The following is a 13,181-nucleotide window of genomic DNA, read 5'->3' as shown; positions in this document are numbered from 1 at the left end:
TCGCAAATGCCTCGGGTTCAGGCAGCCCGAAATTGTATTCCAGGAATACCTTCAGGCTGCATAGGCGGGTGTCGCACTTCGGAGTTGAATTCGCGATCATTTAAAATAATGGTGATCTTATGAGTAATTCACTACCTTCTAACCAATTGGATTTATTAAGATCTATTTTGGGGGCGAGCATTGTCTCGGTGATGCGTCAGATATTTAAGAGCGACTTTGATCTTCAGGACTACCAGCAAAATGCTGATGGTCCTATAGAATTGAAATTTGATACTGTAGATTCAATTTACTTTGATGCAAATGCTGAAGGGTTTAGCGTTGGTGTAAATGCAGGGGGAATGCCTAGATATGGTGAATCATATGTTCTATCAAATGTAGGGAGAAATTCTTTTTGGTCTGACAAAATCAACCAAAAAATCTGCAAGATTTCCTATCTAAAGTCCTCAGATTTCACAGAAGATTACCCCTGTGAGTTTGGAATAAGGATGCATTTTGAGAATGGAAGTTCTGTTGTTTTTGAATATGTAGATGAGATGGAGTTTCCAGATACACTGAGAATTGTTGAGAAACATGACGGTAATAATCATGAAGAAGTATTCGTAGAGTAGTGAATTTTCTCATTCTAAGGCCTGCAAATGCAGGCCGTTTTCTTTCCCTAAAAGCTGTCATTTTCACCAGCGGCGTTTGCACACTTTTCCGGTTTCAGTTGTCACAGTTCACCAGCAGGGTTTGCATTTGGGGACAGCGCACTACTAGTGTGCGAGGCGGTGATGGTGACAGGCTCTCCAAACGGTGGGGCACTGACTCCACGTGTATCTGCGTTGAGAAGTATTACATCCATACGGATCACCTCAACACTCCACGACGCATTAGCCGAGCCAGTGACAACCAAATTGTCTGGCGTTGGGATAACGACCCCTTTGGTCGCCACACAGCCAATGAAGACCCAGATGGTGACAGTCAGCTATTCACCTTCTCTCTGCGCTACCCAGGGCAGTACTACGATGAGGAAACCGGGTTACACTACAACTATTTCAGGGATTATGATCCCAGTATCGGACGGTATATTCAGAGTGATCCGATTGGGGTAGGTGGAGGGTTGAATACTTATGCATATGTGAGCGGAAATCCATTAAAAAATAGTGATCCCTATGGACTCTTTACTTGGGGGTTGAGTGGAGGTTTTGGCGCTTCTTACAAAGGTAAGGCGGTAGGTGGTTCTATTACTATTTCATTTGATCATAATGGAGATTTCATCATCGTGGCTACCCCTGAGGCCGGTGTGGGTACTAAGGGAGTCAATATTTTTGGTCGAGGTGTTATAGGGCTTGGAGATAATACCGTAGATAACCTTATTGGCCCTGGAGCATCTATTTCTGGTACTGGTAAAATATTGTCAGGATCACTCACTTTGCCTTATGTTTATACACCAGAAACAGAAAACTGCGATCCCAATGGAGATGGTATCTATGGGACTCATGGCTTTAATGATCCAATAGCTGAATTTGGTGTAGGTAGAGGTAAAGGCGTCAGCGCAACAGTTGGAGTTGGGCATGAAGTTTACAGGACATCCGTGCTGGGAGATATTGGTAGATGGATAGGCGGAAACGTTTATGATCTGCTTCACTAAGGAAATACCATGGAAATTTTTATTCTCATAATTCTTGCAGTTCTAGCTTTAGCAATTTGGGATGAGTTTAAAAAACCTCTTTGGCGAAATGTTGCGGTCGAGTATGGAGTTGATGGTAAGCTTCCTTTTAAAAGTGATACCTTTGATTCGATCTTATTTTGGGATAAAAGTGGAAATAGAGATTGGTATAACGGTATGTATATTTCTCTGCAACCTGAGGGACTATATATATATCCGCCTTTTTTTAAACTATATGTAAAGGCCGTCTGCATTCCATGGTCTGACATTAAGCTTGATGAAGATATTAGGTGGCTTATTAAGAAACGAATGGTTCTTAAGATAACGTCTTTTGAGGCATTTATTGCTGTAGATAAGGCCCTTAAAAACAAATACATTGAAGTTTCAAAGCTAGGCAACTCTTGAAATGTTTATTAGATTCGGCAATTCATGAATGCTAGTTAGGTTGAAAGGGCCAGCGAAGTCGCTGGCCTTTTTCTTTCCCTAAAAGTTGTCATCTTCACCAGCAGCGTTTGTACTCTTTTCCGGTTTCAGTTGTCACAGTTGACCAGCGGGGTTTGCATTTTGGGCCAGCGCCTACAAGTGTGTTATGCGGTGACAGTGATAGACTCTCCAAAGGGTGTAGCAATGGCTCCACGTGTATCGGCGGTGCGGTGTATTACATCCATACGGATCACCTCAACACCCCGCGACGCATTAGCGACAACCAAGTTGTCTGGCGTTGGGATAACGACCCCTTTGGTCGCCACGCAGCCAATGAAGGCCCGGACGGTGACAGTCAGCTATTCACCTTCTCTCTGCGCTACCCAGGGCAGTACTACGATGAGGAAACCGGGTTACACTACAACTACTTCAGGGATTATGACCCCGCAACCGGCAGATACATCGAGAGTGATCCGATTGGATTAGCTGCCGGTTTGAATACCTATGGGTATGTTGGAGGGAATCCCGTGCGTTACGCTGATCCCTCGGGATTATTGTTACCGGCGCTGGCACTGCCGTTTGTTGCTGGCGGAAGCTCGGCTGGTTTCTGGACGACACTCGCAGGTATAACGGGCTTAGCGCTCCTAGCAGGACCTAGTGCAGAGCTAAATGAGGCGCCACCTGAAAGTAAGGAATGGATTGATGATCCCCAGGCACAGGTAGAGTATGACTATTACAAGGCTCAATGTAAGGGGCCATTGCCACCATCCGGTGATAAGTGCCAAGACTTGAGGAACCTCCAGCAACAGGCTCAAATGTGTGCTGAATTGCGCCAGCAGTGGGACGACCGATGGATGCCTGGGAAGCATGAGCTGGAAATTTTGAAAGAGCTTCAACGAGCGCAGAAGTATCGTAGACTGGCTGAGCAGTGTGAGCAGCAAAAAAAACCAGTGTAACTAGATTAAGTAAACACATTTTACCATATAGGACTGTTTGATGGGTAATATACCTTCTGAAGAAGATTGGGGAGAGTATTGGAAAGATCTTGATCAAAAAAGTGCTTATGGGTCTTTTTTTGGTAGATCTAATGAGCAACTACAAAGCCAGTTCCATAAAGATGGCATAGAACTGGTTTACGAAATAAGATTTATGCCAAAAAGAGTATTTGATTATTATGTTTTAGGATTGAGAGACTTTATTATTTCAGGTGATTTCCCTGATCATGAAGCTGCTGATTTTTCGAGTTGCTTTTTAGATATGGTGATATATTTACTTGAGCATGATCCTCAAATGATATCGTCAAGAATAAAAGACTTAACTCCTGCTCTGAAATACGTTGCAGATAATCAGAAAATTTATGATGCTCCCGTGGATATATATGGAGATTTTTCAGAGAAGTTTATTAAAATAAAAAAATTATGCAAACTTAATAAGCTGGATTAAATGGCTGCTATATGGCCTATCCTAATAGGCTAAATGGGGAGGGTGTTCAAAACTCTGTGTCAGCCAACCAGCCTCATAGGCTGATGTGATGTTCCAGGCGCCCGGGGAAGTGGATGGCCATCTGTGACAGCGTCAGGTTCCAGTTCTGCACGGGGTGCGTCCAGCGTTCGGAGGCCTTGAGTATACCGGCATAGAGCAGCTTGAGTAAGCTGTTCTCATTGGCAAAGCCGCCCTTGGTCTTGGTGAGCTTACGGAACTGGCGGTGTACGGCCTCGACGGCGTTGGTGGTGTAAATCGCCTTGCGCACGTAATCGGGGTATTTGAAGTAGGCCGAGAGCGTGGGCCACTTGCCCCGCCAGGACTTGATGACCATGGGGTATTTATCGCCCCACTTGGCTTCCAGCTCGTCGAGTGCGAGTTCGGCGGCATTGAGCGTAGCAGCCTTGTAGACGGCTTTCAGGTCGGCCATAAAGGCTTTCTGGTTTTTCGAGGCGACGTACTTCATCGAGTTTCGGATCTGGTGGATGATGCAGTGCTGGATCTCGGTGTCGGGGTAGATTGATTCAATGGCTTCGGGGAAGCCCTTCAGGCCATCGACACAGGCAATCAGGATGTCTTTAACGCCCCGGTTGTAAAGGTCGGTGAGGACGCTGAGCCAGTGGTGAGCGCCTTCCTGGTCGGAGAGGTAGTGGCCGAGCAGCTCTTTCTTGCCCTCGATGTTCAGGCCGAGGAGCGTATAGACCGCCTTGCTGACATAGCGACCATTCTCTTTGATTTTGTAGTGAATGGCGTCGAGCCAGACAATGGGGTAAATGGCTTCCAGGTCACGTTCACGCCAGGCTTGCAGCTCCGGTACCAGTTTGTCGGTAACGGCGTTGATGGTGCCGTTGGAGAGCGACACACCATACAGATCGGCGATGTGGGTGCGGATGTCCTGATAGCTGTTGCCGAGTGCGAACAGGGCGATGATTTTGCGTTCCAGTTCGTCGGTGAGGTGAGTCTGGTGCTTCTTGACGATCTGGGGCTCAAAGGAGCCAACCCGGTCTCTGGGAGCGTCAAGCTCAAAGCTGCCGGTCGGTCCTTTTATGGTCTTGCGGCTGGAGCCATTCTTGCGATTAACCGCGTCCTCAGCGGCCAGATGGGCCTCCAGCTCACCTTGCATGGCGGCTTCGGTGAGTTGCTTGATCAACGGGGTCAGGATGCCGTCTTTACCGGTGAGGTCTTTGCCCTCGCGCAGAGCTTGAAGGGCGGCATCCATATCGAACGTAGGTTTGGTCATGAGTCATCTCTTTTCGGTTCAGTCTAAAGAAATGACACAGAATTCTGAACACTACCTAAATGGTCGGAGTTTATTTGGTGTGGTCATTTTGACCAGTCCGGCCTGCACACTTTTCCGGTTTTAGTGTGCAGGCCTGGCCAGCAGGGTGTGCATTTCGGGCCAGCGCCTACAACTGTGGGGGCCGGTGAAAGTGACAGGCTCTCCAAACGGTGGGGTACTGACTCCACGTATATCGGCGTTGAGAAGTATTACATCCATACGGATCACCTCAACACCCCACGTCGCATTAGCCGAGCCAGTGACAACCAAATTGTCTGGCGTTGGGATAACGACCCCTTTGGTCGCCACACAGCCAATGAAGACCCGGACGGTGACAGTCAGCTATTCACCTTCGCTCTGCGCTACCCAGGGCAGTACTACGATGAGGAAACCGGGTTACACTACAACTACTTCAGGGATTATGACCCCGCAACCGGCAGATACATTGAGTCTGATCCGATAGGGCTACGAGCTGGACTGAATACGTATTCGTACGTTTACAACAGCCCCCTTAAGTACATCGATCATTACGGGTTGACGGCTTTGACATATGATAATGCGTCTGGAACATTGACCGTTGACCCTCAGAATGGCCAGTCACCATATACCATTCCTGCTTCTTCTGGCCGGGACGGCTCGACAGATCAAACTAAGAAGAACGAAGGGCCTATTCCTTCAGGTGAGTATACGGGAGATAATAGAAATCTAACAAATCCAGGATTGTTTGGTGATTTATTGCGGAATACCCAAGGAGACTGGCGGATGCCATTAACTCCTAATAGTGGAACCAATACTTATGGGCGCGATGGATTTTTTATACATGGCGGACGTAGCGAAGGTAGTGCTGGTTGTATAGATCTAGGAGGGGGTATTCTTGGAAATGATGATACAGATCGCCTACTTAAAGATATCCTGAATGATCCTGATGGATATATTCCTGTGAAAGTGGTGCAATAATTTGATTAAGTCAAAAATTGTCTTTGGTCAAGCAGTAGCCTATGTTATAGCGTTTATTATGGTGTATATCGGAATAAGGGATTTATTCTCTTATTCCGATAGCCAAGCCGCTTATGCATTTATTAACGCATGGTGGGCAGGTGCTTACATAGGATATGTATGCAAAATGAAGATTAAGGTGGCAATCTATGCTTTTATATTGAGTGTGATTCTGCTTTGTATTTTATACTTCAGCAGTTTTTATTATGTATTGTATCATGATGCTCCAGAAAAACTTTCAGTCCATCTTTTGTTTACTATATGTGTTCAGAGCTTGCTTGTGACTAGCCCAATAATATTTAGTTTTATTATTTCCCGAGGGGAACGGTATTATAGAAAAAATTTAAATGAAAAAGAAAAAATGGGCTCAGAGTAGATTTGGTTTGTGCATTCTGACCAGCACGACGTGCACACTTTTCCGGTTTAGGTGTGCACTCCCGGCCAGCAGGGTGTGCATTTCGGACCAGCGCCTACAACTGTGGGGGCCGGTGAAAGTGACAGGCTCTCCAAACGGTGGGGTACTGACTCCACGTATATCGGCGTTGAGAAGTATTACATCCATACGGATCACCTCAACACCCCACGTCGCATTAGCCGAGCCAGTGACAACCAAATTGTCTGGCGTTGGGATAACGACCCCTTTGGTCGCCACACAGCCAATGAAGACCCGGACGGTGACAGTTAGCTATTCACCTTCTCTCTGCGCTACCCAGGGCAGTACTACGATGAGGAAACCGGGTTACACTACAACTACTTCAGGGACTACGACCCCAGTACGGGGCGGTACATTGAGTCTGATCCGATTGGGCTTGAAGGCGGGCTGAACACCTATCTGTACGTTGGTGCCAATCCCTTGCAGTTGATAGATCCGTTTGGGCTGGAAGAATATAGTGATGACTTTGTAGGTCCCCTTCCTCCTAGCGGTTATTACACATCTAAGATGACTCCAACTCGCTGTGGCAATGTCCCACCATCTCCACCAGGGGCCTTTGTCGACATAAATATGTGGATAGCTGATCGTAGTTATAATCCTTTCTGGTTCAAAGCTCAGGTACGAGGAAAAGCGCCATGGGATTATAAACAGAAAGGGAGAAAGTACGAAGACTTCGGGAACTTCAATTATGGGGCAACAGGTTCTGCATTTGAATTCCCCGATCAAGTTTTGTATAGATTTGCTGGATGGGCAAATCAGGAAGCCGACCCTACAAGGACAGACTTGGGTAGTCCGTATGGAGGATATCCTTATGGTGATGATCCTGCTGATCAAGAACAGGTTATTAAACCGGTGGCAATTTAGGTCTGTAAAATCAGGCTGGAGGCCGTATGGTTCCTGGCTTCTTGCCGACAGAAACTGCCGCCGGGTTAATAAAAAGGGTATTGAGTACTGTGAATGCATGGGGTATTAAAAGGCCATGGATAGTTATTATCATCGGCTTTGTTTTTTTATTATCAGGATGCGGACCTGATTTGTGTAGCAGTGAATTGCTATTTGAGAATGCATCACCTGATAAGTCTTATATTCTAACGTCCTTTGAAAGGAACTGTGGCGCGACCACTCCTTACGTTAGAGTATTAAGCCTTCGAGTAGAGAAGGAAGGCTTTGATCCTGATAAATATGATGATTGGATATTTACGTTGCATGGGCCAAAAAATATAAAAATTGAATGGAATTCAAATAATAGTCTTATTGTTTATTATCCTCCGACTGAGGATATTCCAACTAAGGTTGAGAAATGGAGAAATGTAAATATATCATATGTTGTTGATGGCAACTTATAATGTGCCTTTACAAAAAATAAGGGGCGGAATACTTTAATTATTATGCATGCTGGCCAGCAGCACGTGCACACCTTTCCGGTTTCGGTGTGCACGCCCGGCCAGCAGGGTTTGCATTTGGGGACAGCGCACTACTAGTGTGCGAGGCGGTGATGGTGACAGGCTCTCCAAACGGTGGGGCACTGACTCCACGTGTATCTGCGTTGAGAAGTATTACATCCATACGGATCACCTCAACACCCCACGACGCATTAGCCGAGCCAGTGACAACCAAATTGTCTGGCGTTGGGATAACGACCCCTTTGGTCGCCACGCAGCCAATGAGCAATATTGAACCTAAAGGGCTATATTGTGTCCCTTGCATCGGGGCTGGTTTAGCTTTATTGCTGAATTCTACGCCAGCAAATGCTCCTAATGATTGCGACCCAGTAGAAGAATATACAGGTTTTGATGCGTTCTTTGATTCTGCAAGTATTATTATTCCGCCTGCAAAAGTCGCCAAAGGGCCTGTAAAAGAAATAATTGAGGAAATAGTACAAAGTGCTGCTCGACCAGCTAGGCCTGGTTCGTTAGATTCCAGAGCGCTTCAGGCCTTAAAGAAAAATGGATAGAAATGATCGTGCTTACCAAGGAATTCCTAAGACGCAAGAAGGAGCAAACGATTTAATTCGATAGGTATTAAATTCGAAGAACCCTGTGGTTAGAACTAAATACAGAAACGGCCAAAAGGTACGAGACGTTTTGATACCTCTACAGGAAGGGGTGTTAGGACTATTGATGGGAAATTTGATACCTTTGTTAATCATTTAAAATAATGGTGATCTTATGAGTAATTCACTACCTTCTAACCAATTGGATTTATTAAGATCTATTTTGGGGGCGAGCATTTTCTCGGTGATGCGTCAGATATTTAAGAGCGACTTTGACCTTCAGGACTACCAGCAAAATGCTGATGGTCCTATAGAATTGAAATTTGATACTGTAGATTCAATTTACTTTGATGCAAATGCTGAAGGGTTTAGTGTTGGTGTAAATGCAGGGGGAATGCCTAGATATGGTGAATCATACGTTCTATCAAATGTAGGGAAAAATACTTTTTGGTCTGACAAAATCAACCAAAAAATCTGTAAGATTTCCTATCTAAAGTCCTCAGATTTCACAGAAGATTACCCCTGTGAGTTTGGAATAAGGATGCATTTTGAGAATGGAAGTTCTGTTCTTTTTGAATATGTGGATGAGATGGAGTTTCCAGATACACTGAGAATTGTTGAGAAACATGACGGTAATAATCATGAAGAAGTATTCGTAGAGTAGTGAATCGCGAATTCAACTCCGAAGTGCGACACCGTGAATTCAACTCCGAAGTGCGACACCCTCCTATATTCCGCCAATGAGTGGTGGCCGGGGAAAGCACTGCATCACACATCCGCAAGCAAGCGATGATCTGCTGTGCGAGCAGATTATCGACCGCTACCGTCGTGCTCTCGCTCATCATGAGCAGGCACGGCGGTTCTTACTGACCTACGGCATCTTCAGGAACCGCCTCCTGTCCGACTTTCGACTGGGGGGCTGCGACCGTACCCTGGGGTTGCGATTACAGCGTTTGGAGCGCGAGCAGGAGGCCTATACCCGTGGGGCACTTCAACGCTTAGGGTTGCTGAAGCTGTCCGGGCATGAGTTTCTTCCGGGGTTGTGTCGTGTTTCCCTTCCTCGATGCGGACGGGAGTATTACCGGAGCCTATGGCAAACGTATTACTCCGAAGTTGAAAGCAGGCTCGGTCTACCAGGTGTACTGGATCACTGAGCGTACCCGGTTGTTTAACGAACGGGTCTTGCTGGACGCCAAAGAGATAATCCTGTGCAAGAACCCGCTGGAGGCGCTGATCTGGTGGCAGCAAGGCTTTCAGCGGGTGATTGCGCTTATGAGCTGTCATGCCTTCAAGCAAATACATCTCGATCTACTGAGGGAGCACCGGATAGAGCGCGTCTACCTGGCATTGTGTGGCACAGCCGCCGAACTGGATGCCATGCGTACCATTGCCGTGATGATGGAGGCCGCCAATATGGTGCTGTTCCCGGACGGGCAGGATGCCAGTCATTTCGTTAACCACCGAACGCCCTCAGGTCGACTTTGCCGAGTTGCTCGCACAGGAGATCAGGGTGTCACGACCATCACCAGTATCGATCTGGAGCTGCTGGAAGCCTATCGGCGTTACCTGTACCGCTATCGGAAACCGCGTGATCATACGCCACTCGATCTATCGACACAGCGTATGCGCCTGATGGAGGTGACTGGTTTCCTCAAATGCATGCGTTACTACGACATCATCCAGTCCAATTTTTTCAGCAAGTTTCCGCTACCCCGTGTGCCTCGAAAGCTGCCCCTGGTGATACCAGCGGAGCAGGAGATCGAGCTGATCTTCCACCAGACGCTTGCCAAGGGCCGTATGGGACTGCGAGACCGGGCGATTCTGGAGGTCTACTACGCCACCGGTATACGCCGCAGTGAGTTGGCTCAACTTGATCTGGCTGACATCGACTTTACGGAGCAGGTGATCACCATCCGAAAAGGCAAAGGCTCACTGGATCGCAAGGTACCGATCGCGCCAAGGGCCTTGGACTGGTTACAACGATACATCGAAGATCTTCGTCCTGAGCAGCTCACGCTGGAGAGTGGTATCGCCGTGTTCCTGGGGAGGGCGGGGCGACGTATCCAGCGTAGCGCCCTGACCGACCTGGTGGGTGAATATGTACGCCGGTCCGGCGTCGGAAAGGAGGGAGCCTGCTACCTCATGCGGCATGCCAGCGCAACCCACATGCTCAAGCACGGTGCCGACATCCGCTATGTCCAGGAGCTGTTGGGACACCAGGATATCAAGAGCACGCAGATCTATACCCATGTCACGATCAGCGATCTCAACGCTGTTTACAGGCGGACTCATCCGGCAGCGAAGAAATCAACGAAAAGTTGACGAGTAGTCAACATGAAACTATAGTTGACGTGTGGTCAACCAAGGGTAGCCGATGAATGTAATCTCGAAGAAGCCGTTCAACGACGCAGCCAAGAAATACCCGAACGATGAGGCTGCGCTGTTGGATATGTACAAGGTACTACACAAGACGGATTTCAGTACCCCGGATGAGTTAAGGGCGGTTTTTCCAACGCTGGATAACTTCAAGTACAAGGACAAGTGGTGGGTGCTGGATGTGGGTGGCAACAATCTTCGTGTGCTTGCATTCATTCAGTTTGTGAATAAGCGCATATATATCAAACACATCGTTAATCATGCGGACTACGACAAGCTGACGAAGCGATACATGAAAGATCAAGATTAGAGGTGATAACATGGGACAGCTAGCAATTGTCGATGCATATCAGGCATTTATGGCGACTGCACAGCCGCTCATTAACATAGAGACCGACGAACAGTACGAAGCGACGCTGGAAACGCTGGAGCAGGTACTGGAATCGGCCAGCGATACCCTGGACGATCCGATGAACCCCCTCATCGACATGCTCAGCCATGCAATTGAGCGGTATGAGTCTCAGGATGAGGAACTGATGGCATTCATTGGAGAAGCTGAAACACTACCAGCCGATATCGCGCTGCTTCGTACCCTGATGAGCCAGCACCATCTGACCGGCAGCGATCTGCCGGAGATCGGCGATAAGACAATGGTCTCCAAAGTTCTGAACGGGAAACGCATTCTGAGCCGCCAGGCCATCGAGAAACTGTCAGAGCGCTTTGAACTGAAACCTGCTATGTTCTTTGGTGAATGACCGAAGAACATAGCTCCATACCATCTAATGCAGAAGGATCTGCTATCGCATAAATCTTTTCTTTAAAATCGCTGCCAAAGCTCAAAGCCCGGTACTGTCTGAGCGCGATTAGTTTACAACTACTTCAGGGACTATGACCCCAATACGGGGCGGTACATTCAGTCAGACCCGATTGGGTTAGCGGGTGGGCTGAATATTTATGCGTACGCTGAAGGAAATCCTATTAGATTTTTCGACCCATTCGGCTTGGCTACATACATTTGTACACGCCCATTAGGTGGTAAGCCGGGCAGTTATGCGCCACCTCTAGCGAACCATCAGTATGCATGTGTTAGTGGATCAGGAAACCTGTAATAGCACAACAGCTAGTTCTGGCGGGACATTGGATAACACACGGCCATTCGGTGATGGAAGCCCCGGCAGGCCAACCTCTCCTAATGACGATTATTATGAACCGAGCTCATGTGAAAAAGAATTAGCAGATGATAGCTGTGTCGAGAGTTGTATTAAGACAGAGTGGTCAAGTCCGAGTCCGTGGTATGGTGTTGGTCCTAATGGAACAGATTACCAAGAATACACGAGTAATGTGGTGAATAAGTGTATGAGGCTGTGTCAGAGAAAATAGCTATGAGGAAAAGCATGAGGCTTGGAGGGGTAGTTCTTTGGGTCATTGCCAACCTGATAATGACTCTTTATTTTATATCAAGGGTTATCGCGAATTCAACTCCGAAGTGCGACACCCGCCTATGCAGCCTGAAGGTATTCCTGGAACACCATTTCGGGCTGCCTGAATCCGAGGCATTTACGCGGCCTCAGGTTTAACCTCTTCTCTGCCCACCGCACATCTTCATCCGTAATCAGCCTCAGATCGGTGCCCTTCGGGATGAATTGCCGCAGCAGCCCGTTGAAGTTCTCGTTCAGTCCCCGCTCCCATGATGAGTACGGGTGAGCAAAGTAGAACTCCGCCCCCAGTGCTTCCGCTATGGCCTTGTGTTCGACGAACTCGCTGCCGTTGTCCGCCGTGATTGTATGCACATGGTCGGCATAGGGCATGAGCATATCGATGATCGCATCCCGCACATCCGTAGCCCGCTTGGCCTCGACCCTGCGGACCAGATACAGGCGGCTCTTGCGCTCCGCCAGCGTGACCAACGCACCGCTACCATGCCTGCCTAGAACGGTATCAACCTCCCAGTCGCCAAAGCGCTCCCGCGTGTCCACGATGGCCGGACGATCATCGATCGAAATCGGCTCCGGGATGACCGCACGCTTGCTGTTGCTGCCCTTGCGGTACCGTTTATGGCCTTGGCGCAATGTCTTGTAGAGCTTACCGCCACGGGCCTTGTCGGCAGCGACATGACGGTATATCCACTCATGGCTCACCGGCAGGCCAATGAGCTTGCCGATACCGCTGATCTGTTCCGGACTCCAGTGCCAAGACAACGTCAGTTCCACATACATGACGGTCTGCTCCGGCACTCTGTATTTGCGTGCCATGACTCGACGTGCGCGGCTTCTGGCATGTGCCTCCTCGGGCTCATACACCCCGTCATGACTGTTACGCTTCATCTCCCGGTAGACCGTGGAGCGATGAACATTAACTACAGTGGCGATCGCTGCCGGCGAATATCCCTGCGTAAGGAGAGCCGATATCTGGTATCGTTTCCCCTCGGTCAACTGCTGATAACTCATGGTGATACTTACTTTGACTTTGGCGAGCTGAAGGGTACCACCTTCGGCAGTTGGCCACCTCTCGCCGTTCAACCATGAGTGTCGCACTTATTATCTGAATTCCC

At 48.1% G+C, this 13,181-nt stretch carries 17 protein-coding genes and 1 pseudogene; 16 read left to right on the top strand and 2 right to left on the bottom strand.

Features of this window, described 5'->3' with window-relative positions; genetic code table 11:
* Positions 1-119: 119 nt before the first annotated feature.
* From ABIE61_RS16915 to ABIE61_RS16895, 5 genes are all read left to right on the top strand, one after another.
* Entirely contained in the window at positions 120-608 is a 489-nt protein-coding gene (locus ABIE61_RS16915) for a hypothetical protein (RefSeq protein ID WP_354411645.1), read from the top strand.
* Positions 608-1,630: an RHS repeat-associated core domain-containing protein gene (locus ABIE61_RS16910; protein ID WP_354411643.1), complete on the top strand. Its 1,023-nt coding sequence runs from the start codon at positions 608-610 to the stop codon at positions 1,628-1,630. Before ABIE61_RS16915 ends, ABIE61_RS16910 begins: the two co-directional genes overlap by 1 nt.
* Positions 1,631-1,639: 9 nt before the next feature.
* The gene (locus ABIE61_RS16905) at positions 1,640-2,053 is read left to right on the top strand and encodes a hypothetical protein (protein ID WP_354411642.1); all 414 of its coding nucleotides are present in this window, start codon (positions 1,640-1,642) and stop codon (positions 2,051-2,053) included.
* A 248-nt stretch (positions 2,054-2,301) separates the two neighbouring features.
* Complete coding sequence (locus ABIE61_RS16900) at positions 2,302-3,027, top strand: RHS repeat domain-containing protein (RefSeq protein WP_354411641.1); 726 nt, start codon at positions 2,302-2,304, stop codon at positions 3,025-3,027.
* A gap of 40 nt (positions 3,028-3,067) precedes the next feature.
* Positions 3,068-3,514: a hypothetical protein gene (locus ABIE61_RS16895; protein ID WP_354411639.1), complete on the top strand. Its 447-nt coding sequence runs from the start codon at positions 3,068-3,070 to the stop codon at positions 3,512-3,514.
* Between the two features lie 73 nt (positions 3,515-3,587).
* Here ABIE61_RS16895 and ABIE61_RS16890 read toward each other — a convergent pair whose 3' ends face one another.
* Complete coding sequence (locus ABIE61_RS16890; RefSeq protein ID WP_354411636.1) at positions 3,588-4,793, bottom strand: IS256 family transposase; 1,206 nt, start codon at positions 4,791-4,793, stop codon at positions 3,588-3,590.
* 174 nt (positions 4,794-4,967) lie between these two features.
* Between ABIE61_RS16890 and ABIE61_RS16885 the strand changes: the two genes are divergently transcribed.
* The 11 genes and pseudogenes from ABIE61_RS16885 to ABIE61_RS16835 form a co-directional block, all read left to right on the top strand.
* Positions 4,968-5,789: an RHS repeat-associated core domain-containing protein gene (locus ABIE61_RS16885; protein WP_354411633.1), complete on the top strand. Its 822-nt coding sequence runs from the start codon at positions 4,968-4,970 to the stop codon at positions 5,787-5,789.
* A 1-nt stretch (position 5,790) separates the two neighbouring features.
* Positions 5,791-6,204: a hypothetical protein gene (locus tag ABIE61_RS16880; protein WP_354411631.1), complete on the top strand. Its 414-nt coding sequence runs from the start codon at positions 5,791-5,793 to the stop codon at positions 6,202-6,204.
* A gap of 75 nt (positions 6,205-6,279) precedes the next feature.
* Positions 6,280-6,513 carry a hypothetical protein gene (locus ABIE61_RS16875; RefSeq protein ID WP_354411628.1) on the top strand — a complete coding sequence of 78 codons (234 nt, stop codon included), beginning with the start codon at positions 6,280-6,282 and terminating at the stop codon, positions 6,511-6,513.
* 15 nt (positions 6,514-6,528) lie between these two features.
* Entirely contained in the window at positions 6,529-7,125 is a 597-nt protein-coding gene (locus ABIE61_RS16870; protein WP_354411646.1) for an RHS repeat-associated core domain-containing protein, read from the top strand.
* Positions 7,126-7,151: 26 nt separating this feature from the next.
* Positions 7,152-7,607: a hypothetical protein gene (locus ABIE61_RS16865; RefSeq protein ID WP_354411626.1), complete on the top strand. Its 456-nt coding sequence runs from the start codon at positions 7,152-7,154 to the stop codon at positions 7,605-7,607.
* 317 nt (positions 7,608-7,924) lie between these two features.
* Positions 7,925-8,215, top strand: coding sequence for a hypothetical protein (locus ABIE61_RS16860; RefSeq protein WP_354411624.1), 291 nt, complete (start codon positions 7,925-7,927; stop codon positions 8,213-8,215).
* A 214-nt stretch (positions 8,216-8,429) separates the two neighbouring features.
* Complete coding sequence (locus tag ABIE61_RS16855) at positions 8,430-8,918, top strand: hypothetical protein (protein ID WP_354411623.1); 489 nt, start codon at positions 8,430-8,432, stop codon at positions 8,916-8,918.
* A 359-nt stretch (positions 8,919-9,277) separates the two neighbouring features.
* Complete coding sequence (locus tag ABIE61_RS16850) at positions 9,278-10,576, top strand: tyrosine-type recombinase/integrase (RefSeq protein WP_354411621.1); 1,299 nt, start codon at positions 9,278-9,280, stop codon at positions 10,574-10,576.
* A gap of 52 nt (positions 10,577-10,628) precedes the next feature.
* Positions 10,629-10,940, top strand: coding sequence for a type II toxin-antitoxin system HigB family toxin (locus ABIE61_RS16845; protein ID WP_354411618.1), 312 nt, complete (start codon positions 10,629-10,631; stop codon positions 10,938-10,940).
* A 10-nt stretch (positions 10,941-10,950) separates the two neighbouring features.
* On the top strand, positions 10,951-11,385 hold the full coding sequence (locus ABIE61_RS16840; protein WP_091828089.1) for a helix-turn-helix domain-containing protein: 435 nt from the start codon (positions 10,951-10,953) through the stop codon (positions 11,383-11,385).
* A gap of 120 nt (positions 11,386-11,505) precedes the next feature.
* A pseudogene (locus ABIE61_RS16835) lies at positions 11,506-11,739 on the top strand (RHS repeat-associated core domain-containing protein); the annotation flags it as partial.
* 390 nt (positions 11,740-12,129) lie between these two features.
* Here ABIE61_RS16835 and ABIE61_RS16830 read toward each other — a convergent pair.
* Entirely contained in the window at positions 12,130-13,077 is a 948-nt protein-coding gene (locus tag ABIE61_RS16830) for an IS30 family transposase (protein WP_354411616.1), read from the bottom strand.
* Positions 13,078-13,181: the final 104 nt, after the last annotated feature.

Source organism: Marinobacterium sp. MBR-111, from assembly GCF_040547585.1.
GTDB lineage: Bacteria > Pseudomonadota > Gammaproteobacteria > Pseudomonadales > Balneatricaceae > Marinobacterium > Marinobacterium iners.
Note: the sequence above shows the minus strand (reverse complement) of the source record. Positions and strands in the feature narration are given on the sequence as shown.

Bases quoted from the DNA above. Each gene is read 5' to 3' on its own strand.
- ABIE61_RS16915 (WP_354411645.1), top strand. From the start codon at position 120: ATGAGTAATTCACTACCTTCTAACCAATTGGATTTATTAAGATCTATT.
- ABIE61_RS16905 (WP_354411642.1), top strand. From the start codon at position 1,640: ATGGAAATTTTTATTCTCATAATTCTTGCAGTTCTAGCTTTAGCAATT.
- ABIE61_RS16895 (WP_354411639.1), top strand. From the start codon at position 3,068: ATGGGTAATATACCTTCTGAAGAAGATTGGGGAGAGTATTGGAAAGAT.
- ABIE61_RS16890 (WP_354411636.1), bottom strand. From the start codon at position 4,793: ATGACCAAACCTACGTTCGATATGGATGCCGCCCTTCAAGCTCTGCGC.
- ABIE61_RS16865 (WP_354411626.1), top strand. From the start codon at position 7,152: ATGGTTCCTGGCTTCTTGCCGACAGAAACTGCCGCCGGGTTAATAAAA.
- ABIE61_RS16860 (WP_354411624.1), top strand. From the start codon at position 7,925: ATGAGCAATATTGAACCTAAAGGGCTATATTGTGTCCCTTGCATCGGG.
- ABIE61_RS16855 (WP_354411623.1), top strand. From the start codon at position 8,430: ATGAGTAATTCACTACCTTCTAACCAATTGGATTTATTAAGATCTATT.
- ABIE61_RS16850 (WP_354411621.1), top strand. From the start codon at position 9,278: ATGAGTTTCTTCCGGGGTTGTGTCGTGTTTCCCTTCCTCGATGCGGAC.
- ABIE61_RS16845 (WP_354411618.1), top strand. From the start codon at position 10,629: ATGAATGTAATCTCGAAGAAGCCGTTCAACGACGCAGCCAAGAAATAC.
- ABIE61_RS16840 (WP_091828089.1), top strand. From the start codon at position 10,951: ATGGGACAGCTAGCAATTGTCGATGCATATCAGGCATTTATGGCGACT.
- ABIE61_RS16830 (WP_354411616.1), bottom strand. From the start codon at position 13,077: ATGAGTTATCAGCAGTTGACCGAGGGGAAACGATACCAGATATCGGCT.